Below are 23,260 nucleotides of genomic sequence, written 5' to 3' on the forward strand. Positions count from 1 at the left end.
GAATATATCTAATGTTTAAAACAATGTACCTTGTGTAACAGCACTTTCGTGATTTAGTAACCATTCTTTACGCCAAATGCCACCAGCATAACCAGTCATACTACCATCACTACCTATAACCCGATGACACGGAATTACTATAGATATAGGATTCTTACCATTGGCACTAGCTGCGGCACGAATTACTTTTGGGTCACCCAAAGCTTTCGCCATATCTAAATAAGATGATGTTTTAGAAAACGGAATTGTACACAGTTGTTGCCACACCTTCTGTTGAAACTCTGTGCCTTGAGGGTTCAATTTAAAAGTAAAATCCTTAGTTTTCTTGGTAAAGTAATTTGTAAGCTCTTGTACGGCTATGGATAAGCTTTTGGGAATATCTTCGGTAAAGGGTTTGGCATCTTCTAAAAATAAAATAGACTGTACGCCATTTTCATCTCCTAAAACTTGAATAGCACCTAGAGGAGAACTAATAATAGCTTCATCTAATTTATTAAGCTTTAGAGGATCCATCTTCATTAGCTTTTTTAGACTCTAATAATCCCATACGTTTAGCGCGGTTTTCCCAGTTTTTTCTAGCTAGCTCCTGCATATCTTCCACACGGTCACTCTCATCCATAATTTCTAGACCTAAAAGCGTTTCAATAATATCTTCCATAGTTACAATACCTACAGAATTACCATATTCATCTGATACCATGGCAATATGTGCGCGTTTCTCAACAAAAAATTCAAAAAGTTCTGGTATCGGTGTGTTGTTAGAAGTCATTAAGATATCACGCCTTAATGTAGATAAAGCGTCTGGTCCTTTGTTGTCTAACATTTCCTCTAGCACATCATCTTTAAGAATAAAACCAGTAATGTTATTAGTTTTCTCTTTATAAACAGGAATTCTAGAAAATTTTAAGTGCTTATGTTCTTGGTAAAACTCTTCAATAGTTTTTGTTTCATCTTCAATAATAGCTACAGAAAATGGTGTCATTACATCTTTAGCTTCAACAGACTTAAAGACCAATAAATTTTTAATTACAGTGGTTTCATTTTCCTCAAAAACGCCTTCTTCTTCAGCGGCGTCTGTAATAGCCATAAACTCTTCTCTGGACATTGTACTTACGTGCGCAGATTTTCCAATAAGTTTTGTGGTAAGTGTAAGAATCCAAAGTATACCCGTATATTTTAACGGAAACATAATAAGCTTTAAGAACTTTGCTGTAAAGTTTCCTAAGCTTTTCCAATAGGTAGCACCAATGGTTTTAGGAATTATTTCTGAAACAACAAGAATTAATACCGTCATAATTGCAGACACAATACCTACAGAATTATTTCCACTTCCAAAAGCCTTTTCTGCTTGCACTCCTACCAATATGGCACCAACCGTATGCGCTACGGTATTTAATGTTAAGATGGCTATTAATGGCTTGTCTATATCTTTTTTAAACTCTGCCAGAGTTTGTGCGTAGCCTTTCCCTTCTTTAGTTTTAATTTTAATAAATGTTGGTGTAACACTTAAAAGAGCTGCTTCTAAAATCGAGCATAAAAACGAAAAAAAGATAGAAACTACCGCGTAAATTATGAGTAATGTCATTAGATGATAAATTTTTGTGACAAGTTAAGGAAATAGACAATGTCTTTGTATTAATCCTTTCTGAAAAATAATGATTAACGCTAAACCTTTCTTACTTTTAATATAGAATTGAATTATACCACTTAAAAAATTTAGAAAAGATGCCAAAACAAGAGATTAGCATTACTACAGATGCTGTAATTTTTTCTACATTATCCAATACAGATTATGTATTACTCATACAGCGTAAAAACGATCCGTTTAAAGATGAGTGGGCGCTTCCTGGAGGTTTTTTAGAAACAGATGAAACCTTTGAAACAGGAGCTAAACGAGAATTAAAAGAAGAAACAGGATTGGATGTAAAGGCTCTTAAACAAATAGGAGTTTTTGGAGCTATTGGCAGAGACCCAAGAGGACGAACTATTAGTATTGCTTTTGTAGGAACAATATCTAGCACTCCTAAAGTTGAAGCTGCAGACGATGCAAAAAATGCCAAATGGTGGCCTTTAAATAACCTTCCTAATTTGGCATTTGATCATTCTGAAATTATAGCAAAGGCTTTAAAAGCGCTATAAAAGTTTTACTGCATCTTTGGCAAAATAGCTAGCAATCATATTTGCGCCAGCTCGTTTAATTGATACAAACTGCTCTAACATTACAGCATCATGATCCAGCCATCCTTTTTCTGCGGCAGCCTTAAGCATAGCGTATTCTCCACTTACTTGGTATACTGCTACAGGTACATCAACCGCTTCTTTTACATCTCTTACAATATCTAAGTAACAAAGTCCTGGTTTTACCATAACGATATCTGCACCTTCTTGTACGTCCATAATAGTTTCCTTAATGGCTTCGTCTCTATTCGCTGGATCCATTTGGTAACTTTGTTTATCCTTAGGAACATCTTTTACATCTACAGGAGCAGATGCCAAAGCATCTCTAAATGGCCCATAAAATGCAGAGGCATATTTAGCCGAATAACTCATAATACCGGTATTATGAAAACCTTCATCTTCTAACAAGCTACGAATCTCGAAAATACGTCCATCCATCATATCACTTGGTGCAACTATATCTGCACCTGCTTTAGCATGAGATAAAGACATTTCTGCCAAGATTGCATTAGTGTCGTCGTTAATTATTTGGCCATCACCCACAACACCATCATGACCAAAAATTGAATATGGGTCTAACGCCACATCTGTCATAACAACCATATCTGGACATGTATCTTTTACGGTCTTTATGGCGCGTTGCATTAGTCCATCTGGATTTAATGCTTCTGTTCCTGCGTTGTCTTTTAAGTTATTGGGAACTTTAACAAATAAAAGCACAGAACGCAACCCTAAATCCCAAAGCGACTTTACTTCTGCCTTTAAAAGATCTAAGCTATATCTGTAATAATTTGGCATAGATGCTATTTCATCTTTTACGCCAGAGCCTTCAGTAATAAAAAGTGGTACAATAAAATCATTAGGTGAAAGCATGGTTTCTCTAACTAATCCTCTAATAGATGCGTTAGTTCTTAATCTTCGGTTACGTCTTAATGGATACATTATTCTGTAGGATTTTTTTCAATTTCAAAATAAAAATAACTCATTCCTGTACCGTCATAGGTTTCTAGCAATGGTCTAAATTGTTCTCTTATTATAGTATCTTGGCGGGTTTTACCAAAATCTGAAAAGATTTTATCAAAGTCTTTTAAGGCTACGTCTTTACCAAACACCACTGCTGTTAAAAATGGTTTTTGTGTTAGCACTTGTCTATAGTTTTCTTGAGTTGTACCGTTTAGCGTCCACCTTAACAATGCTTTCTCATAAAAGGGTTTTGCTTTATCTTCTTCGCCAGTAAGTTCATAACCTAAACCATTATGCATAAAAAGAGTAGGTGATTGAAATTCTTCGAAGCGCCTGGCGTCTTCTGTATTTTCTAAATACTCTTGGTATCTCTTCTCTCTTAGAAGAATGTCGCTTTTCATAATGTAAGCGCGCTCGTTATGGTAAGTTCTAATACATTGTGTTAGTTCCTTTAAAGCATCATCTATTCTGCTAGCTGTTAAATAGGTTACTGCAGCTCTCATGTGCTCTTCTTGAGATTTAAGTTCTGTTAAAGGCTCAGGATCTGATAAGATGTCCAATTCTTTATTATTCTTACAAGAACTAAGTGTAATTAGTAAGATTAGTATTGTGAAAATATGCTTCATTTTAATTGTGTTTAAACCCAATCTTTAGGGTGTTTTAATACGTGTAATAATTTGTCTTCTTTGGTACCTTTTTCTGGTTCGTAATTATAGCGCCATTGTACGTGAGGCGGAAAGCTCATAAAAATACTTTCTATACGGCCGTTTGTTTTTAAGCCAAACAACGTGCCTTTATCATGTATTAAATTAAACTCTATATAACGACCGCGTCTTATTTCTTGCCAATCGCGTTGTTCTGGTGTAAATGGTATATCTTTTCTTTTCTCTACAATAGGCACATAAGCATCTAAAAAACTATCACCCACTTGTGTAACAAAGTTATACCAATCTGTCATACTTCGTTCTGGTGTGGCTTTACAATGATCAAAAAACAAACCACCTAAACCTCTAGCTTCATCGCGATGAGCATTATAAAAATAGTCGTCACATTGTTTTTTGTATAGCGCATAAAATGAAGGGTCGTGAGCATCACAAACAGATTTGCAAATGCTATGAAAATGAACAGCGTCTTCCTTAAACAAATAATACGGTGTTAAATCTTGACCGCCACCAAACCAACTATCTACCAATGTGCCGTTTTTCTCATACATTTCGAAATAACGCCAGTTTGCATGTACAGTAGGCGCAAAAGGATTTTTAGGATGTAATACTAAACTTAAGCCACACGCAAAAAAATTAACATCGCCAACGTTAAAGTATTTTTGCATTGCTGGGTTTAACGGTCCGTGAACTTTAGAAATATTCACACCGCCTTTTTCAAATACATCTCCATTTTCTATAACTCGGCTTCTGCCACCGCCACCTTCTTCGCGCTCCCAAAGGTCTTCTTTAAACTTGGCCTTGCCATCAACCGCTTCTATCTTTGCAGTAATGGTATCTTGTAATGTTTGTATGTAGTTAAAAAACTGTTCTTTCATAGTACTCTTAAACTATAAGGTTTTATGTTGCTGAAGCTTTTCTAGCGTCACCTTACTTGCTGCAGTTACAGATAATGGTAGTACCAGAATAATACCTATGATTGGTATAAAAAGAAATAGTATAAACACCAGACCATTGCCTATGGCTAAGCCTCTATTTTGTTTTACAAATGAAATACTTTCTGAATAATTATAATGACGCTCCAATGTGTAGTCCATATTTCCAAACCCTGCATAATAAGCTTGAACAGCATACAATAATACTGTAGAGAAAATACCTACAACCGGTATAAACCCTATAAGTAGGATAGGTACTGTTAACAATAACTCCATAGTAAGATTGCGCACGTTAATTTTTATACCTCGCCATAATTGTTGTGCATTGTTTGTATCTCTGTGTGAATGAACTGCTTGAGGGTTAAAATGTTGCTCAATCTTTTCTGAAACAGGACTCATAAATGGCGCACTTAATGCCATAACAATGTGTTTGTAAAGTATAAGGCCAATTGCAATAATTATAAGACCACCTAATACAGTGCTAATTGTAATAAATGTTGCCTTGCCCCAATCCCAAATCCAAGCTTTAGAAATAAGTGAACCGATATTGTCTGACAATCCCCAAGCAGATATACCTATTAGCATAGCTGTAACAAAACTAATAACCATTGGGATGGCAAAGTATTTCCAAAGTTTTAATTTAGAAATTAAACTGAAACTACTTCTGTAGGCTGATATGGCTTTGAATATGTTTTTAATCATAACATTTTAACTGGTGAGCAAGAAGCTTAATTTTTTTCAATATTATTTAAATCAGATGGGAATATAGAAATTAGCTTTAAATTAAGCCTATTAGCTAGTAATATCTTTTCTTTAGTTTTCTTGTCATAATTTTCCTCTCCTTTTAGACCAAAATACTCAATAAAATATTCATTTACTTTCCAGTCCGCTCTTCGTCTTCCTGATTTATTATATTGTTTGTGATAAGGATATAAAGGCTCTTTGATTGTCTTGATATTGTTTTTATAAAACCAGTTATCTACATACATCTCATCTAAAGAATTGCATTCGTTGCCACTCATAGCTATACATCGGACACCTCTGCTTGATTTTAAAATGTTATTTGGTAAAACATTAGAATCAACTAATGCTTTGAACCAACTACCATAGTGTTTTTTAAAAATAGAATTTGAAGTCAAGGTGTCATTTCCAGAAACACCCATTTTGAAAATGATAGTGCACACTTTGGACCAGCTGTCCCTGTTTATTCGAGAGCTAAAATTATAGTTAATTGGATTAAAATTTGCGTTAGGAATAAAGCTAATAGTATGAATTAATTTGGAAATGAGATTGGGTAACTCATCTCTATCATTATTTGAGTTTATAGGACATTGATAACATATCGAGTCATTACCATTCGAACCGTAATAAACCCAGTCAGGTAAGCAAATTGGCTGAAAATTACTACCACAAACTCTACAACTCTTGATTTGCGACTTAGCTTTTACACTTTCTAATAACTTATTATAGAAGCTGATGTTATTTCTTTTAATAACTAAAATTTTTAAAAAATCAGTTTTAATTCTATCAATAAGACGATTTCGACTTTCAATTACATTGAAGTTTTGTGAACATAAATTAAGTAAATGAGTAGATTCTTTTTCGCTGCTGAAGTATAAATTGAATCTGTGTCTAAGGGCTAAAGCAAGGAATTTTTCAAAAAACACACCGTGTTCATTGATTAAACTTTCAATTAATATGTCATCATTATTATCATAAAAAGCCTCAAATAAAATTTTGCCATAATCTCCTTCCACTAGGTCATAATAAAACTTTGGTAAGTTTCTTAACCCATCATCATCTAGCTTTAGATACATTGGAAATACAAAGCTTCTATTGTGATAATATGTAAGGTCTAGGAATTTGGCCATAAACTATTTAAATATAAACCAATTCATTAGGATAACGCTCTACGTCTTCTACCTTGGTAATTTGTTTTGCATTACTAGACTTCTCTTTTAAAAACTGAATTAATTCTTTTTCAGATAGATCTAAAGTTTCAGAAAAAAACTGACGTCCTACCATATTATTATGTAAATCCATAACAGTTTCTAATGGTGCATTAGGTGCTAGTTTTTCGTGAAGTGTAGTTACTTGTTCTGCCCAATCTGTTGCTGCTGTCTCATTTTTTGTGTAAGCTACTTTTGCCAAAAGAATGTTCCATAACGCATGTCTAAATGCATTTGGTTTTCCATTTTTATGTTGTGCACTACCAAACTCCTTTTGAGAGATAGACATAGTCTTAGAGGTGGCTTTAAGCGTTGGGCGAATTAACAAGGGACGTTGTATAAAAACAACTCCTAAATTTAGTAATTGCTTTATACTTAGTTTTTTAAGTCTGGACCAGATTTTCATAGTCTTAATCGTTTAGAACCTCTTTATTTCTATAAAAATCGGTGTCTTTATTTTAATACACTTAAATGAGACAAGATTAAATCACTATTTACTTTTATATTCCTTAACAGCTTCAATAAATGCACCTGCATTTTCAATAGGGATATTAGGTAAAATACCATGTCCTAAATTAACTATGTAATTGTCTTTACCAAAGGCATCAATCATTTCAGTAACCATACGCTTAATTTCTTTTGGTGGTGAGAACAAACGCGTAGGGTCAAAATTACCTTGAAGTGTTATACTGTTGTTAGTAAATTTCCTGGCATTTTCTGCAGTTATTGTCCAATCTACACCTAATGCAGATGCGCCACTTTTGCTCATCTCGTCTAAAGCAAACCAACAGCCTTTTCCAAATGCAATTACTGGTGCCATATCCTTTAAGGCATCAATAATTTGTTGAATGTATTGCCAGCTAAATTCCTGATAATCTACTGGAGATAACATGCCGCCCCAAGAATCAAAAACTTGTACTGCATTTACACCAGTTTCAACTTTACGCTTTAAATACGCTATAGTAGTATCTGTTATTTTTTGAAGCAATAAGTGAGCAGCAACGGGTTGAGTAAAACAAAACTCTTTAGCTTTATCAAAGTTTTTAGAGCCTTGCCCTTGCACACAATAACATAAAATGGTCCAAGGTGACCCTGCAAAACCAATTAATGGTACTTCATTGTTAAGTTTTTCCTTAGTCATAGTTATAGCATCCATTACATAACCTAAGGTTTCATCTATATTAGGGACAATAACATCTTGCTCTACTTGTTTTGCTGTGTGTATAGGTGTAGGTAACCAAGGACCAACGCCTGGCTTCATCTCTACATCTATATTCATAGCTTGAGGGATAACTAATATATCTGAAAACAAAATAGCAGCATCCATACCATATCGGCGTATAGGTTGCACGGTAATTTCACTTGCTAATTCTGGAGTTTGGCAACGCGTAAAGAAATCATACTTGTGCTTAAGCTCCATAAATTCTGGCAGATAACGACCTGCTTGTCTCATCATCCAAACTGGAGGACGCTCAACAGACTCGCCTCTTAGTGCTTTTAAAAATAAATCGTTTTTTATCATAACTATATCAAAATGTCTTATTTAAAACCTTTACTGTCTTTGCTATAACACTTTCAATCGAGGTTGTGTTAGCAATTGCAATTTGATCTGTATAGAGCTTTGCTGCCGTAGCTGTAGTATTACCAATACAGACAATAGTTTCTTTTTGTGGCTTATTTGCTCCAAAATAACTTTGTACACCACTAGGACTAAAACACATAATGGCATTAAATGTTCTTTGGAATTCTTTTTTGTTTAAACTTGTTTTGTAAACTTCTATCTCCGTAAGGTTTATATTATGTTTGTGTAAGAGCTCTGGTAATGCATCTCTTCTTTTATTTCCACAGAAAAAAGTAAANGTTGCTTCAGNATATTGTNTTGTAATTTTTTGTCCCAACGCTCTAGCATGTTCTGCNTGTAACATGACGTTATANCCTAGATTTTCTAAAGCTTNNCTAGTGTTTTGCCCTACACAAAACACGNGTTCAATCTCAATATTTTTGTCTTTTATAGCAGCAACAGCATTTTGACTNGTAAAAATACCGTTCTCTATCCTTTTTGGTAAACTAACCTTTGTAAATGAAATGTTTATGGCATTATATTCTACCAGACCAAATCCTGNATTTAAAACCAACTCTNGTTGTGAGCGCGTAAGAATTTTGGTAGATAATATACTAGCCATTTTATGATTTGTCTAGNNNAGCTTTAATATCTGCCATAAGATCTTTNCCNCCTTGATCTAAAATCTNGATAGCACAATTTCTACCCAGATTACGATTTTCTTTAAGAGATACTCGCTTCTCAATTTCTANTTTTTGCTTGCCATCTAAACTAAATAAACAACCTCTAAACCAAATGTCCTTATCCTCAATAACTGCTAAAGCACCAATTGGAGCAGTACAGCCACCTTCTAAAGTTTTTAAGAATTCTCGTTCTATTGTNGTACAAATTTCTGAAGAGTGATCATTAAGTTTGGAAACAGCTTCTTTACAAAATACATCCTGCTCCATAACTGCAATAACCATAGCNCCTTGTGCTGGTGCAGGNAGCATCCAATCTAACTCAATAAAATGCTCAGGCAATACATTTATACGTGTTAANCCTGCTTTGGCAAAAATAGCTCCGTTCCAAGAATTGTCTTCTAATTTTTGAAGTCTTGTATTCACATTACCTCTTAAATCTACAACCTTGTGATTTGGATATTTATTTAACCATTGTGCTTTTCTGCGTAAACTTCCTGTAGCAATAGTTCCTTCTGCTTCTAAAAAATCTAACCCTTTATGTACTAGTATGTCTTTAGTGGTAGCACGTTTTAAAACAGCACCTTGCATGATACCTTTTGGTAATGCTGTAGGGACATCTTTCATGCTGTGTACAGCAATATCAACATCNCCNTTAACCATAGCCACATCTAATGTCTTTGTGAAAATACCGGTAATACCCAATTCATAAAGGGGCTGATCTAAAATTAAATCTCCAGTCGACTTAACTGGTACNAGTACAGTTTTGTAGCCTAAGTTTTCTAGTTGTGCTTTTACAGTATTAGCTTGCCATAATGCCAACTCACTATCTCTAGTACCTATGCGTATTACTTTACTCATTATACGTTATCTTCTAAGTGAAACACACGTTGAATCATCTCTAAACTTTCATCAATAGTTTTACCTTCACTTTTAAGATGGTTGGCAAACTGTGTGGTAATTTTTTGAATAAGACGGTTGCTAATAATTTCTGCTTGTTGTTGATTAAAGTCTTTAATCTTCTTGCTCTGAAAATCTATTTCAGCATCTTTTAAATCATTAAGCTTCCCTTTTAGTGCTTTTATAGTAGGTGCAAACTTTCTTGTTTTTAGCCAAGCATCAAANTCTTCTTTAATCTCAGCAATTATTTGCTCTGCCTGCGGAATTTGTTTAGAACGCTTTTCTAAAGTTTTGTCTGTAATGGCAGATAAATCATCTAAATGAACTAACGTAACATTATCTAAATCCTTAACGTCTTCTGAAACATTTTTAGGAATAGATAAATCTAAAATTAATAAAGGCTTTTTAAGAAATAATAAATCTTTATTAATGGTAGGTTGTTGTGCACCAGTTGCAACTATTAGNATGTCTGAAGAAGAAATCTCAGACTGTATATCTGCATAATCTTTTACAACTAAGTTAAACTTTCCGGCAATTTTTTCAGCTTTGCCTTTAGTTCTGTTTATAAGTGTAATATGTTCGTTATTGGTATGTTTTATAAGGTTTTCACACGTATTTCTACCTATTTTACCTGTACCGAATAGNAATATGTTTTTTTCTGATACATAAGGAACTCTAGCCAATATATATTGTACAGAAGCAAAGCTTACAGATGTTGCACCGCTAGAAATCTCTGTTTCATTTTTTATGCGCTTGCTTGCTTGTATAACGGCATTAATTAATCGCTCCATAAACGGATTAATCATNCCAATCTTTTTAGATTGTTTAAAACCGTGTCGTAGTTGTGAGATAATTTCGAAATCACCGAGAATTTGGCTGTCTAAACCAGTACCTACTTTAAAAAGATGATCTATAGCNATTGTATTCTTGTAAATGTAAGAGACATTCTTAAACTCATCTACAGTACCATGAGTGTGCTCACAAAGTAACTTAATGAGTTGAATCTCGTCTTTTGCAAAACCATAAATCTCTGTTCTGTTACACGTAGAGATTACAACAATGGCAGGAATGCCATCATCTTTAGCTTGCTGTAAAATTGCAGATTGTGCTTGCTCAGAAATACTAAAATGACCACGTATTTCGGCATCGGCTTTTTTGTAATTAAGACCGATGGCAAAAAAATTGGCGTTAGCCGCTTGGGGAAAATGTCGCTTCAAGTTTTGTATCATAAAGACGGATGCAAATGTAGAGTGAAGAGTTTTTAAAAAATAACGCTAGAAGTACGATTTGTAACGATAGGCGCAGAAAATTATCTAAAAATGGTAAAATTTGAAGCAATTCAGCTAATTTAGTGGTGGGAAACAAGGTATATATTAAAATTATTTAGAACTATTCTAAATAAATAGCTTTTAAAACGATGGATCATTCAATAAAAAATAACGCTGAAAGTTTGGTTAAAGAAACACATATAGAAGATGGTTTTTATGTNCTGAGGTTACAAAATGAAACGACTGATAGCAAGCAGTTTATACGTGAAGTAAGTNGAGATTTTATACAATTTCATTTTTGCGTGAAAGGTGCTGCTCAATTAGCATTTAANGATGGTGGTTACCAACTGCCATTACATGAAGAGCACTCCATATTACTTTACAATCCTCAGCGAGATTTGCCTATGGATCTTACTATTGAAAAAGATTCTTGGGTGGTTTCGGTACTTATTCCTATCAAAAAATTTCACTCATTATTTTCTACAGAGGCCAACTATATTACATTCTTAACNGCAGAGAATAAGGATAGAAAGTACTATAAAGACGAGATTATTTCACCATCTATGGCNGTTGNGCTTAACCAACTTATGAACTATAATTTGCATCCATCTATACAAGCGCTATACTTTAAAGGAAAAGCTTATGAACTGTTAAGCCTNTATTTTAATAGGCCAGCTAATGCAGATATTGAACAATGCCCATTTCTGGTAGACGAAGATAATGTTGCGAAAATTAAAAAAGCCAAGCAAATTATTATTGCTCGCATGGCAGAACCACCAACTTTACAAGAGTTAGCAGATGAAATACAATTAAGCTTAAATAAATTAAAAGAAGGCTTTAAGCAAATTTATGGAGACTCAGTTTTTAGTTTCTTGTTTGATTATAAGATGGAAGTAGCACGACAACTTTTAGAAAGTGGCTCACACAATGTAAATGAAGTGGGCTTAAAAGTGGGTTACAGTACTGCAAGTCACTTTATTTCTGCATTTAAAAAGAAATATGGAACTACTCCCAAGAAATATGTGATGGCACTTAGTTAATTTTCAATTAACTGTAACAATTTAAAATTTGATGCATCTTTAAAGCATAACCAAACAAAACATATCATGAGAATTACTATTAAACACATTATAGCTTTTTCAACTTTAATTTTAGCATCTGTATTTTCTGTAAGCGCACAGACAAANACTTATGACGTATCAAATTTTAATAAGATTACTATAAATCCACACATACAAGTTACATTTATAAAGGGTGACAAAGCTTCTGTAGTNATCGAGAGCAGNACAGAATCNTTAGACAAGCTGAATGTTGAGGTAGACGATGAGACTTTAGAGCTATATTTAGATGATGCAAGAGTTTACACTAAATCTGAGAAAAATAATAATAATAGAAAAGATGTATATAATGGTACAGTAGTAAAAGCTACNATAACATATACTNCTATAAGTGCATTATCATTAAGAGGCGAAGAGCGTTTTGATTTTGTAGATAATATANAAGCAAAAGANTTAAAATTAAGTGTTTATGGAGACTCTCAGGTATACNTGAAAGAAATTGAAGTTGAGAATNTTAAAATTNCAACCTATGGTGAAAGCTACCTTATGATTGAAAGTGGGACTACAAACTATCAACAAATTAGAGCATATGGTGAATCTAAGTTAAATGCNATTAATGTAGATAATAAGGAAACCAAATTAACAGCTTATGGCGAAGGCACTTTCCAACTTAACGTTTCAGATAAATTAAAAGTTACGTCTTATGGAGAAGCTGTTGTAACCTATAAAGGAAATGCTAAATTAAGCAGAGGTTTAAGTTTTGGAGACGCTACTGTAAGAAAATTATAAATACACTTTTTAATAATTTATCAAAAAAAACCTGAAGTCACTCGCTTCAGGTTTTTTGTATTTAAGAANCTTCAGCTTTAAAGTATATACTAATTGCAATAGTATTATCACAAACTCTTATCATTTGTTCAAGTTTATAAATGATAAGAAATCGTAATTTTACACTCGCTAAACTAAAGCTATGAGCAAAGGTGTTTTATTGGTTAATCTGGGCTCACCAGAAAGTACCGACCCGAAAGATGTAAAAAAATACTTAGACGAATTTTTAATGGATCCTCGAGTTATCGATGTTCCATATTGGTTTCGAGCATTCCTTGTAAAAGGTATTGTATTAAATACAAGACCTAAGAAATCTGCAGAAGCTTACTCAAAAATTTGGTGGGAAGAAGGTTCTCCACTAATTGTATTATCTGAAAGACTTCAAGATAAAATTCAAAAGCAAACAGAAATACCTGTAGATTTAGCTATGCGCTATGGGTCTATGACTATTGAAAAAGCANTAAAGCGTCTTACAGATAAAGGAGTTAATGATATTCTTTTAGTGCCTTTGTATCCTCAGTTTGCTATGGCTACAACAGAAACTATAGAGGTATTGGCAGAGAAGCTTCGCAAAGAAAAGTTTCCACAGNTTAAACTAACAAGCCTAGCGCCATTTTATAACAAACCCGATTATATTGAGGTGTTGTCTAGAAGCATTAAAGAGAAGCTAGACACAACAAATTATGACCATTTGTTATTTAGTTATCATGGTGTTCCAGAGCGTCATATTCGCAAAAGTGACATTACAAATTCTCATTGCCAAATAGACGGCAGTTGCTGCAAAGCTCAAAGTGATGCACATCGTTTTTGCTACCGTCACCAATGTTNTGAAACGACACGATTAGTNGGAGAAGAATTAGGGTTAAAGCCTGGCACATTNTCTACATCATTTCAATCTCGTTTAGGTTTTGATCCTTGGTTACAACCTTATACAGACAGAACTATNGAGCGTATGGGTAAAGAAGGNATTAAAAATATGGCTATAGTAACACCAGCNTTTGTAAGTGATTGTCTAGAAACTTTAGAAGAAATTGCTATGGAAGGTGAAGANATTTTCCACGAAGTAGGCGGAAAAGAATTCACTACCATTCCTTGCCTTAATGATAGAGATGATTGGGCAAAAGTAATGTCTAACTGGATTGGTAATTGGATTGAGAATCCATCTGCAATTAATACAGTAAATTTGGCTGAAACGCAAATTGCATAATGGCCAAGTTTAGTTCAGAAGATTTAGGAACAAAGTCTATTAGCAAACTACTTATAAGACAGTCCTTACCAGCGTCTATAGGTATTTTGGTCATGTCTCTAAACATTCTGGTCGATACTATTTTTGTAGGAAACTGGATAGGTTCAATAGCTATTGCAGCAATAAATGTNGTACTTCCTGTATCTTTTTTCATCGCAGCATTAGGAATGGCAATAGGTATTGGTGGCTCATCTATTATATCTAGAGCATTAGGAGCAAACAATAAAAAAAGAGCCCTCAAGACATTTGGAAATCAGATTACGGTTACACTTTTACTAACCGTTTCCATGGTGATTTTAGGCTTAGTCTTTATAAATGATCTTATTCCTGCATTTGGTGGTAAGGGCGATATTTTTGAACCTGCAAAAATTTACTATAAAATTGTATTATATGGTGTGCCCATACTTGCGTTAAGTATGATGGGAAACAACGTCATACGCGCAGAAGGCAAGCCAAAGTTTGCAATGATTGCAATGATTATACCATCAGTTGGAAACTTGGTTTTAGACTACGTATTTATTAACCTGCTAGATATGGGTATGTATGGAGCAGGATTGGCAACTACGGTATCTTACGTGCTTTGTTTTGCCTATATATTGTATTTCTTTTTATCTAAACATTCTGAGTTACGTATAAGCCTTTCAGATTTTGGCTTAAATATGCCAATTNTTAAAGAAATGTCTGCTTTAGGTTTTGTAACATTAGCTAGACAGGCTGTAGTGAGTATCACCTATCTTTTAATGAATAATATTTTATTCGATTTGGGAGGAGAGTCTTCAGTGGCTGTGTATGCAATTATTGGAAGAATGTTAATGTTTGCCTTATTNCCTGTACTTGGTGTTACGCAAGGTTTCCTGCCTATAGCTGGTTATAATTATGGAGCATATAAGTTTCCTAGAGTACGAGAAAGTATAAACAAAGCNATATTATACGCCGGTGTTTTAGGATTATTTGTATTTGCATTTATAATGATTTTCCCTACAGANATAGTATCCGTATTTACAGATGATGAACGTGTGCTAACAGATACACCAACAGCAATGNGCATTGTATTTATGGCTGTGCCTATAATAGGANTCCAATTAATTGGCTCTGCTTATTTTCAAGCTATAGGAAAAGCTATTCCAGCACTTTTATTAACCCTAACACGCCAAGGCTTCTTTTTTATACCGTTAGTTTTAATACTTCCTAACTATTTTGGAGAAATTGGTGTCTGGATAAGCTTTCCAATTGCAGATGTGTTGTCTACAATTGTTACTGGTATATTTTTAAACANAGAGATCAGAACTAAGTTGATTCCTAAGTCNTCTAACTTAAAGATAGACTAACGTATTTTCTGTATATTTAGACTTTAATCTTCTAAGTATTACCAATGAATTATTCAACCAAAATTCTATTTCTCCTAACCACTTTATTTTGTTCATTTTTTTCTGAAGCTCAAACAGTCAACGAAGACCTATATGACGCATTAGAGTATCGCTTAATTGGCCCTTTTCGNGGTGGTCGTAGTGCCGCAGTAACTGGCGTGCCAGACCAACCTAATCTGTTCTACTTTGGAGCAACTGGTGGTGGCGTTTGGAAAACCTTAAATGGAGGTCGCACTTGGGNAAANATTTCTGATGGCTANTTTGGTGGNTCTGTNGGTTCNATTTCTGTNGCTGAAAGNGANAAGAATGTCATCTACGTTGGTGGTGGNGAGAAGACCGTTCGTGGTAATGTTTCCTCAGGTTATGGTGTGTGGAANAGTGTNGATGCTGGTAAAACTTGGAAAGCATCAGGATTAGAAAAAAGCCGACNCATATCTAGAATAAGAATTCATCCTAAAAANCCAGACATTGTTTACGCNGCTGTAATGGGNAANCTTTACAAAGGCACACANGAACGTGGCGTTTATAAAAGTACAGATGGTGGAAAAACNTGGACTAAAAAACTNTTCGCCAATGAAGATGCAGGTGCAGTCGATTTAACCTTTGANCCAAACAATCCACGAATTTTATACGCATCAACTTGGAATATCCGNAGAACACCTTACAGTTTAAGTTCTGGTGGNNATGGTTCTGCACTTTGGAAAAGNACNGATGANGGTGAANCGTGGACAGANATTTCAACANATGAAAGGTTTTCCTGAAGGCACTTTNGGNATNATTGGCGTNACNGTTTCTCCAGTAAATTCNGAGCGTGTTTGGGCNATTGTTGAGCATAAAGACAAAGGNGGCTTATACCGAAGTGAAGATGGTGGCGAATCGTGGAGCCAAGTGAATGACGAGNGAAAAATTCGTCAACGTGCTTGGTATTACACAAGAGTCTATGCCGANACACAAGATGAAGATGTGGTGTATGTNTTAAATGTGCGNTACCANAAATCNGAAAACGGNGGAAAATCTTTTGAAACTTACAACGCGCCACACGGCGACCATCACGATTTATGGATTGCGCCAAATGACCCAACTCGAATGATTATTGGTGATGATGGTGGCGCACAAGTGACTTATGATGGTGGCGAAACTTGGAGCACCTATCACAATCAACCAACNTCNCAGTTTTATCGTGTGACGACAGACAATTCATTTCCATATNGNATTTACGCNGCACAACAAGATAANAGCACAGTAAGAATTCCTCACAGNACTGAAGGCCGCTCGATTTCNGANGACGANTGGGAGTCTACTGCTGGTGGCGAAAGTGCTCATATTGCAGTTGANCCAGAAAACAATGACATTGTTTACGGNGGNAGTTATGACGGTTTCCTCACACGTGTCAATCACGANAANAACACNGTNNGAAGCATTAGTGTNTGGCCAGACAANCCTATGGGACACGGCGCTGAGGATATGAAATATCGCTTTCAATGGAATTTCCCTATTGAATTCAGTAAGCATAATCCAGATAGATTATACACCTTTTCAAACCGCGTACATGTAACCGAAGATGAAGGGCAAAGCTGGAAAGTGATTTCTCCAGATTTAACTAGAAACGACCCAGAAAAGTTGAAATCTTCTGGAGGACCAATTACGCAAGACAACACATCTGTAGAATATTACTGTACGATTTTCGCCGCTCAGGAAAGTCCGTTAAAAGAAGGTTTGCTTTGGGTTGGTAGTGATGATGGTTTGGTGCACGTGACCAGAAATGGAGGAGAGACTTGGGATAACGTTACACCGAAGAATATGCCGGAATGGACAATGATTAACAGTATTGAGCCAAGTGCGTTTGATGAAGGTACGTGCTATGTTGCAGGAACGCGATACAAATGGGGAGATTTTCAGCCTTACTTATATAAGACTACAGATTACGGGAAGTCTTGGACGAAGATAACGAACGGTATCAACGAAGAGCATTTTACAAGAGTACTTCGTGAAGACCCGAAACAAAAGGGCTTATTATATGCAGGAACTGAAACCGGAATGTATATTTCGTTTAACGATGGTAAAAACTGGAACCCATTTCAGTTGAATTTACCAATAGTTCCTATTACAGATTTAACCATAAAAGACAACAATCTAATTGTCGCGACACAAGGAAGAAGCCTTTGGATTATTGACGATTTGAGTGTTATTCATCAAGCAATGAATGTGAGCAACAAAGACGTTGCTTTAATGAAGCCGAAACCAACCTACAGAATGCAAGGTGGAAGTCGTGAAGGCTCATTGACTTCAGGTACTAATCATCCAAGTGGTGTGATGACGTATTTCTATCTGAAGAATTATGATGAGAAAAAGGATACGATTTCAGTAACTTATTTGAATAAGCAGAATGACACGTTGAAGAGCTTCAGCAACCATTCAAAGAAAGATAAACTAGATGTAGAACAAGGTGCTAATTTGACCACTTGGGATACACGTAGCAAAGGTGCTGAGGTTTTAGACGGAATGATTTTGTGGTGGGCAAATCTAGATGCGCCAAGAGCCTATCCAGATACTTACAAAGTAAGACTGAATGTGAATGGAAAAGATGAAGAACAATCATTTGAAATCATTCCGAATCCAAACAGTGAGTCTACTGCTGCAGATATGAAAGCGCAATATGAGTTTATTAGTGACGTGAATGAAACGGTCGATAAAGCGCACAAATCCATCAAAAACATAAGAGCGATTAATAAGCAATTGAAAGATTTTCAAGAACAGTATAAGGATGATGAACGCACTAAAGATTTGAGAGAAAAAGCCAAAAAACTTCAAGACGATTTTACAGCGATTGAAGAAGCTTTATACCAAACCAAAAACCGAAGCGGACAAGACCCTTTAAATTTTCCAATCAAGTTGACTAACAAATTAGGACACTTGAACAGCTTAGTAGGAATGGGCGATTTTGCACCAACAGAGCAAGACAAAGCAGTTAAACGTGAGCTAGAACAGCAGATAAATGCAGAGTTGGTGAAGTTTGACAACCTGGTATCGCAAGAGATTTCAGAATTCAATACACAGTTTAATAATTTGAAGTTGAATTATTTATTTGTTGAGGATAAGGAGTAAAAGCAAAATACTAATTCGAGCAATAACCTAAAAAGCACTAAAGGCAGATCTTCTATCAAAAAGAGTCTTGCCTATATAAATACATATGGAATATTACCTTTATATAAAAAGTCTGCATCTTATATTCGTTATCACGTGGTTTGCAGGACTGTTCTACATTCCGAGATTGTTTGTGTATCAAATAGAAGCCTTCAGTAAAGATGAGCCAGAAAAATCTATTTTGGGCAAGCAACTTAAGCTTATGGCAAAACGATTATGGTTTATAATCACGTGGCCATCTGCGGTACTAGCTGTGCTATTTGCGTTGGTCTTACTTCATCTTCAACCAGGACTGCTTTCTTTACCTTGGATGCAGGTTAAGCTTGGCTTTGTTGTTTTACTTATTGCTTATCATGTAAAATGTCATTTAATATTTAAGGAGTTACAAATCGATGTGGTAAAATGGACAAGTAATCACATGAGATTATGGAATGAAGGATCCACAATCATTCTGTTTTCAGTAATATTCTTAGTTATTGTAAGAGATGCTGTAAACTGGGTTTATGGCGTAATAGGCATCATTTTATTTTCTGTAATCTTAATGCTTGGTTTTAAAATGTACAAACGCATAAGAGAAAAAAATCCAGAGGCGTAATTGGCGTTATAATTGATATAAAGTTTCCCTATGAAGCATTTTAAATTGTCTTTAAGACGTCGCATTTTCATCTTTATGATCCTATTGGTATTGGGAGCATCTATACTAATTGCAGGTGTTACAATTTACCAATATAAAGAAGAAAGTGAAGACTATCACAGAGACCGTTTAGAGCGAAAAGAAGAAGCCATAAGAGAGAATATTAATTTTGTACTAAGGAGTACAACCTATGAGATAACACCAGAAAATATTGCGTTAATCTTTAAAGAGCGTAATAAGATTTATGAGATGTCTCAGGTACATAACTTACCATTAAATATATATTCTTTAGAAGGCAACTTGCTTTTAAAATCGAAGGAGAGCTTCTTTAAAGACTCAACAGATATACAGATTAAAGCAGAAATACTAGAAGATCTTTCAACATCTGTAGATAAACGGTTTATATTAAAGAGTGAGCGTAATGGCGAAAAGTTTCAATCTTCCTTCACCTATATAACAGACAATAAATTTAGGCCACTAGCCATTTTAAATTTACCCTACTTAGAGGAAGACGACTTTTTAAATAAAGAGCTGGCAGAGTTTTTATTACGCTTAGGAGAAGTATACTTGCTTATGTTGGTTGTAGCCATAGCACTTTCCTATTTTTTATCCAGATATATAACCCGTTCGCTTAAAACAATTTCAGATAAAATAACAGAGACACGACTTAATAAGCGAAATGCTAAAATTGAGATAAATGATGCTAGCGAGGAAATTTACACTTTAGTAAATGCCTATAACAGTATGATTGATGAGCTGGAAGGAAGTGCCGCAAAACTAGCCACTAGCGAGCGCGAAGCAGCTTGGAGAGAAATGGCAAAACAGGTAGCTCACGAGATTAAAAATCCGTTAACACCAATGCGTCTTAGTGTACAGAGTTTTCAAAGAAAATTTGATCCTCAAGATCCAGAAATTAACCATAAAGTAGAAGAGTACTCTAATACACTTATTCAACAAATTGATACAATGAGTAGTATTGCCTCTGCATTTTCCAATTTTGCGAAAATGCCAGCGCAACAATCTGAAACATTAAACGTCTCAAAGATTGTAAAATTAGCGCTAGATATTTTTAACGAAGATTATATCGAGTTTCAAACAGAAGATGAAGAAATCTTAGCAAAATTTGATCGTACTCAACTTATACGCGTAGTTACCAACTTAGTTAAAAATGCTATTCAAGCTACAGAAGAGCAAGAAAACCCTATGATAAAAGTAGATGTCTCTCAGGATAATTATCACGTTTGTATTGCGGTACAAGATAATGGTGTAGGAATTCCAGAAGACAACAAGCCTAAAGTTTTTGAACCTAAGTTTACCACCAAGAATAGCGGTATGGGCTTAGGATTAGCAATGGTCAAGAATATTGTGGAAACCTTTAAAGGAACCATTACCTTTGAGTCTCAAGAACACATAGGAACAACATTTAGAATTAAATTTCCAAAACATTAAAACTATGAATTACGAAAATATTACAGTAGAGTTTGAAAATAACATTACCTACATTACTATAAACAGACCTAAAAAGCTTAACGCACTTAATAGAGATACTATACAAGAACTTCACGAAGCATTTACTGAAGCAGATGAAGACAAAGACACTAAAGTTGTTATTATTACAGGATCTGGTGATAAAGCTTTTGTTGCTGGAGCGGATATTAGTGAGTTTGCAGATTTTTCTATTGAAAAAGGAAAAGAGTTGGCTGCAAAAGGACAAGAACTTCTTTTTAATGTAGTCGCTAACTTAGGAACACCAGTTATTGCAGCCGTAAATGGATTTGCACTTGGTGGCGGTTTAGAGCTAGCTATGGCAGCACACTTTAGAATAGCAAGTGACAATGCTAAAATGGGATTGCCAGAAGTAAGTTTAGGTGTTATACCTGGTTATGGTGGCACACAACGCTTACCACAATTGGTAGGAAAAGGGCGCGCCATGGAAATGATTATGACAGCTGGCATGGTAGATGCTAACCAAGCATTACAGTACGGTCTTGTAAATCATGTAACAACAGCAGAAGAGTTAATGCCACTTGCAGAAAAGCTTGCTGGCAAAATCATGAAAAACTCAACCGTAGCCATTAAAGCAGCAATTGCAGCTGTTAATGCCAATTACGAAGATGGTGTAAATGGCTTTAATGTAGAAGTAGAGCAATTTGGAAAAAGCTTTGGAACAGAAGATTTTACTGAAGGAACTACTGCATTCTTAAACAAAAGAAAACCTGAGTTTCCAGGTAAATAAGCTCATCAATATTTCAATTTGTAGGTAAGCTTCAAAATGCTAATTTTGAAGCTTACTCCTAAAACCTTCATTTTGAAAAAATTATTACTAGTAACCGTGTTTCTTTTAGGATACACGCAGGCCTTTCTTGCTCAAGACTTAAATGTTGATATTAAAACCAGCGAGGTTTATAAAGACAAAAAGAAAAACACCACATTAAGCTTTACAGCATCAGACGGTAAAGGTGGTCTCTTTGTGGGTAGAAGCTACTATGGTGGCCTACTTAAAACCTTAAAAGGATATTATATTGAGCATTACGACAGTAACTTAAACTTAGTTAAGGAGTTTGATTATGAAATAGATAGAGAAACAGTACAGCAAGCCTTTGTAAACAATGGAGAGCTTCATTTGTTAACCACGCAATATGATAGAGATTCAAGAGAAATAAAATGCCTTGTACAGAGTACCTCTGTAAATAACTTCAAGTTTTCTTCAAAAGAGCTTATGTCATTAAACATTAAGGAATCCTCAGGTCGATTTGTTGGGTTTTATGGTATTGGTTTACAGCAGGTAGATGGTGATAGCTTCGGAAGCATATCGCTTTCTAAAAACAATAATTACATTGTTGTAAACTTTGATATTAAAAACAAAGATGAGGAAACACATAAAATTCATGTGTTTAATAAAAATTTTGAAGAAGTTTTTACTAATACGTTTAAGAGGGACATTAAAGACAGAAAGTTTGCATTAAAAGATATAAGTGTAGATGATAATAATGGTACTGTTTATCTCTTAGGGAAAGCCTATACAGATCAAAAGAGAAAAAAGAAGGAAGGCGGCAAATATCAATATGAGCTATACCGTATAAATGCAAAAAGCAGCAAATCTTTAAGTTTTGATACAGACGATAAATTTGTAAGATCACTTACTCCAGTTTTTGATAACGACCGAGTATTTTGTGTAGGGTTTTATTCAGAAAAAAACGACAATAGGTTTAAAGGTGTTGGGTACTTCAACATAGATCCAGAAACTCTTACCATAACCAGTAAAAAATTCTCTCCTTTTACAGACCAGTTTATTATGGATAAATATGGAAAAAGTAAAGACAAAGAATTAAGAAACATTTCTTACAGAGATATACTAATTACAAGCGAAGGTGAATGCCTTATTAATGGTGAAGAGTTTTACGTAACCTCACATTATGTATCCAACCAATATGGAGGTACTTGGAGATACACCTATCACTATAGAGACATTGTAAGCTTGAAACTAGGTAAGGAAGGCAATTTAATTTGGGCTAGAAACATAAACAAAAAACAGGCATCTAGTGCACCAAGTGATTATTTATCTTTCACTTCTACCTATCATAATGACAAGGCTTACATTTTTATAAATTGCTCAGATAAAGTTAGAAAGTTACGTAATGATCGTTTAGAGTTTAAAGGAATTAAAGCGAAGAAAAGCAACCTTTATGTGATTACAATTGATAGTGAAGGCACTTATGATTATAAAAGTTTAATAGATGATAAAGACGCCGAGGTTCCTTTTAGAGTTGGAAATGGTATTTATGACTTCTCTAACGAAATTATATTTTTAGGACAGCGCGGAAAAAAGAAACAACTACTTAAACTAACTCTATAATATCATAAAACCGAAGTTTAACTTCGGTTTT

The 23,260-nt window shown here is 34.8% G+C and carries 21 protein-coding genes and 1 pseudogene; 10 read left to right on the forward strand and 12 right to left on the reverse strand.

Translation table 11 applies throughout. The features are described 5' to 3' along the window. Nucleotides 1–15: 15 nt before the first annotated feature. Nucleotides 16–513, reverse strand: a complete 498-nt coding sequence (locus tag CL818_RS04510; protein ID WP_272972822.1) for a methylated-DNA--[protein]-cysteine S-methyltransferase — start codon at nucleotides 511–513, stop codon at nucleotides 16–18. Next, the gene (locus CL818_RS04515; protein ID WP_013186484.1) at nucleotides 494–1,585 is read right to left on the reverse strand and encodes a CNNM domain-containing protein; all 1,092 of its coding nucleotides are present in this window, start codon (nucleotides 1,583–1,585) and stop codon (nucleotides 494–496) included. Before CL818_RS04515 ends, CL818_RS04510 begins: the two co-directional genes overlap by 20 nt. Before the next feature lie 140 nt (nucleotides 1,586–1,725). Between CL818_RS04515 and CL818_RS04520 the strand changes: the two genes are divergently transcribed. Then, nucleotides 1,726–2,139, forward strand: a complete 414-nt coding sequence (locus tag CL818_RS04520; RefSeq protein ID WP_013186485.1) for an NUDIX domain-containing protein — start codon at nucleotides 1,726–1,728, stop codon at nucleotides 2,137–2,139. On the opposite strand, the gene hemB is transcribed toward CL818_RS04520, so the two are convergent. From hemB to hemA, 10 genes are all read right to left on the reverse strand, one after another. Further along, nucleotides 2,134–3,120: a porphobilinogen synthase gene (gene hemB / locus CL818_RS04525; RefSeq protein WP_272972821.1), complete on the reverse strand. Its 987-nt coding sequence runs from the start codon at nucleotides 3,118–3,120 to the stop codon at nucleotides 2,134–2,136. The two genes, CL818_RS04520 and hemB, sit on opposite strands and share 6 nt — an antisense overlap. Then, complete coding sequence (locus tag CL818_RS04530) at nucleotides 3,120–3,767, reverse strand: tetratricopeptide repeat protein (protein WP_272972820.1); 648 nt, start codon at nucleotides 3,765–3,767, stop codon at nucleotides 3,120–3,122. The genes hemB and CL818_RS04530 overlap by 1 nt, the downstream gene beginning before the upstream one ends. A gap of 11 nt (nucleotides 3,768–3,778) precedes the next feature. After that, a complete protein-coding gene (gene hemF, locus CL818_RS04535) occupies nucleotides 3,779–4,681 on the reverse strand; it encodes an oxygen-dependent coproporphyrinogen oxidase (RefSeq protein ID WP_272972819.1) in 903 nt (300 codons plus the stop codon). 12 nt (nucleotides 4,682–4,693) lie between these two features. Further along, nucleotides 4,694–5,440 carry an EI24 domain-containing protein gene (locus CL818_RS04540; protein ID WP_286971883.1) on the reverse strand — a complete coding sequence of 249 codons (747 nt, stop codon included), beginning with the start codon at nucleotides 5,438–5,440 and terminating at the stop codon, nucleotides 4,694–4,696. A gap of 26 nt (nucleotides 5,441–5,466) precedes the next feature. Continuing rightward, on the reverse strand, nucleotides 5,467–6,609 hold the full coding sequence (locus tag CL818_RS04545; RefSeq protein WP_272972817.1) for a hypothetical protein: 1,143 nt from the start codon (nucleotides 6,607–6,609) through the stop codon (nucleotides 5,467–5,469). A gap of 7 nt (nucleotides 6,610–6,616) precedes the next feature. Beyond that, entirely contained in the window at nucleotides 6,617–7,093 is a 477-nt protein-coding gene (locus CL818_RS04550; protein ID WP_272972816.1) for a DUF6973 domain-containing protein, read from the reverse strand. 84 nt (nucleotides 7,094–7,177) lie between these two features. Beyond that, a complete protein-coding gene (gene hemE, locus CL818_RS04555) occupies nucleotides 7,178–8,209 on the reverse strand; it encodes a uroporphyrinogen decarboxylase (protein ID WP_272972815.1) in 1,032 nt (343 codons plus the stop codon). Nucleotides 8,210–8,216: 7 nt separating this feature from the next. After that, entirely contained in the window at nucleotides 8,217–8,870 is a 654-nt protein-coding gene (locus CL818_RS04560; RefSeq protein WP_286971888.1) for a uroporphyrinogen-III synthase, read from the reverse strand. 1 nt (nucleotide 8,871) lies between these two features. Then, on the reverse strand, nucleotides 8,872–9,789 hold the full coding sequence (gene hemC / locus CL818_RS04565) for a hydroxymethylbilane synthase (RefSeq protein ID WP_286971891.1): 918 nt from the start codon (nucleotides 9,787–9,789) through the stop codon (nucleotides 8,872–8,874). After that, a complete protein-coding gene (hemA, locus tag CL818_RS04570) occupies nucleotides 9,789–11,057 on the reverse strand; it encodes a glutamyl-tRNA reductase (RefSeq protein ID WP_286971894.1) in 1,269 nt (422 codons plus the stop codon). Before hemA ends, hemC begins: the two co-directional genes overlap by 1 nt. A gap of 188 nt (nucleotides 11,058–11,245) precedes the next feature. Here hemA and CL818_RS04575 point away from each other — a divergent pair, with 188 nt between their 5' ends. From CL818_RS04575 to CL818_RS04615, 9 genes and pseudogenes are all read left to right on the forward strand, one after another. Next, entirely contained in the window at nucleotides 11,246–12,136 is an 891-nt protein-coding gene (locus CL818_RS04575) for a helix-turn-helix transcriptional regulator (protein ID WP_286971897.1), read from the forward strand. A 66-nt stretch (nucleotides 12,137–12,202) separates the two neighbouring features. Continuing rightward, the gene (locus tag CL818_RS04580) at nucleotides 12,203–12,943 is read left to right on the forward strand and encodes a head GIN domain-containing protein (RefSeq protein WP_286971900.1); all 741 of its coding nucleotides are present in this window, start codon (nucleotides 12,203–12,205) and stop codon (nucleotides 12,941–12,943) included. 181 nt (nucleotides 12,944–13,124) lie between these two features. Beyond that, nucleotides 13,125–14,189 carry a ferrochelatase gene (gene hemH, locus CL818_RS04585; protein ID WP_286971903.1) on the forward strand — a complete coding sequence of 355 codons (1,065 nt, stop codon included), beginning with the start codon at nucleotides 13,125–13,127 and terminating at the stop codon, nucleotides 14,187–14,189. Continuing rightward, the gene (locus CL818_RS04590; protein ID WP_286971906.1) at nucleotides 14,189–15,556 is read left to right on the forward strand and encodes an MATE family efflux transporter; all 1,368 of its coding nucleotides are present in this window, start codon (nucleotides 14,189–14,191) and stop codon (nucleotides 15,554–15,556) included. Before hemH ends, CL818_RS04590 begins: the two co-directional genes overlap by 1 nt. 44 nt (nucleotides 15,557–15,600) lie before the next feature. Further along, nucleotides 15,601–18,700 (forward strand): annotated as a pseudogene (locus tag CL818_RS04595) (WD40/YVTN/BNR-like repeat-containing protein). 85 nt (nucleotides 18,701–18,785) lie between these two features. Beyond that, nucleotides 18,786–19,334, forward strand: coding sequence for a CopD family protein (locus CL818_RS04600; protein WP_013186500.1), 549 nt, complete (start codon nucleotides 18,786–18,788; stop codon nucleotides 19,332–19,334). 30 nt (nucleotides 19,335–19,364) lie between these two features. After that, nucleotides 19,365–20,822: a sensor histidine kinase gene (locus CL818_RS04605; RefSeq protein WP_219359796.1), complete on the forward strand. Its 1,458-nt coding sequence runs from the start codon at nucleotides 19,365–19,367 to the stop codon at nucleotides 20,820–20,822. A gap of 4 nt (nucleotides 20,823–20,826) precedes the next feature. Then, nucleotides 20,827–21,609: an enoyl-CoA hydratase/isomerase family protein gene (locus CL818_RS04610; RefSeq protein ID WP_272972807.1), complete on the forward strand. Its 783-nt coding sequence runs from the start codon at nucleotides 20,827–20,829 to the stop codon at nucleotides 21,607–21,609. A gap of 72 nt (nucleotides 21,610–21,681) precedes the next feature. After that, entirely contained in the window at nucleotides 21,682–23,229 is a 1,548-nt protein-coding gene (locus CL818_RS04615; protein WP_272972806.1) for a hypothetical protein, read from the forward strand. The last annotated feature ends 31 nt before the right edge of the window (nucleotides 23,230–23,260 follow it).

It is taken from the genome of Croceibacter sp., assembly GCF_002716225.1.
Lineage (GTDB): Bacteria > Bacteroidota > Bacteroidia > Flavobacteriales > Flavobacteriaceae > Croceibacter > Croceibacter atlanticus.

Excerpts from the sequence above, each read along its gene's own strand:
- CL818_RS04510 (WP_272972822.1), bottom strand. The coding sequence starts at position 513 with ATGGATCCTCTAAAGCTTAATAAATTAGATGAAGCTATTATTAGTTCT.
- CL818_RS04515 (WP_013186484.1), bottom strand. The coding sequence starts at position 1,585 with ATGACATTACTCATAATTTACGCGGTAGTTTCTATCTTTTTTTCGTTT.
- CL818_RS04520 (WP_013186485.1), top strand. The coding sequence starts at position 1,726 with ATGCCAAAACAAGAGATTAGCATTACTACAGATGCTGTAATTTTTTCT.
- hemB (WP_272972821.1), bottom strand. The coding sequence starts at position 3,120 with ATGTATCCATTAAGACGTAACCGAAGATTAAGAACTAACGCATCTATT.
- CL818_RS04530 (WP_272972820.1), bottom strand. The coding sequence starts at position 3,767 with ATGAAGCATATTTTCACAATACTAATCTTACTAATTACACTTAGTTCT.
- hemF (WP_272972819.1), bottom strand. The coding sequence starts at position 4,681 with ATGAAAGAACAGTTTTTTAACTACATACAAACATTACAAGATACCATT.
- CL818_RS04540 (WP_286971883.1), bottom strand. The coding sequence starts at position 5,440 with ATGATTAAAAACATATTCAAAGCCATATCAGCCTACAGAAGTAGTTTC.
- CL818_RS04545 (WP_272972817.1), bottom strand. The coding sequence starts at position 6,609 with ATGGCCAAATTCCTAGACCTTACATATTATCACAATAGAAGCTTTGTA.
- CL818_RS04550 (WP_272972816.1), bottom strand. The coding sequence starts at position 7,093 with ATGAAAATCTGGTCCAGACTTAAAAAACTAAGTATAAAGCAATTACTA.
- hemE (WP_272972815.1), bottom strand. The coding sequence starts at position 8,209 with ATGATAAAAAACGATTTATTTTTAAAAGCACTAAGAGGCGAGTCTGTT.
- CL818_RS04600 (WP_013186500.1), top strand. The coding sequence starts at position 18,786 with ATGGAATATTACCTTTATATAAAAAGTCTGCATCTTATATTCGTTATC.
- CL818_RS04605 (WP_219359796.1), top strand. The coding sequence starts at position 19,365 with ATGAAGCATTTTAAATTGTCTTTAAGACGTCGCATTTTCATCTTTATG.
- CL818_RS04610 (WP_272972807.1), top strand. The coding sequence starts at position 20,827 with ATGAATTACGAAAATATTACAGTAGAGTTTGAAAATAACATTACCTAC.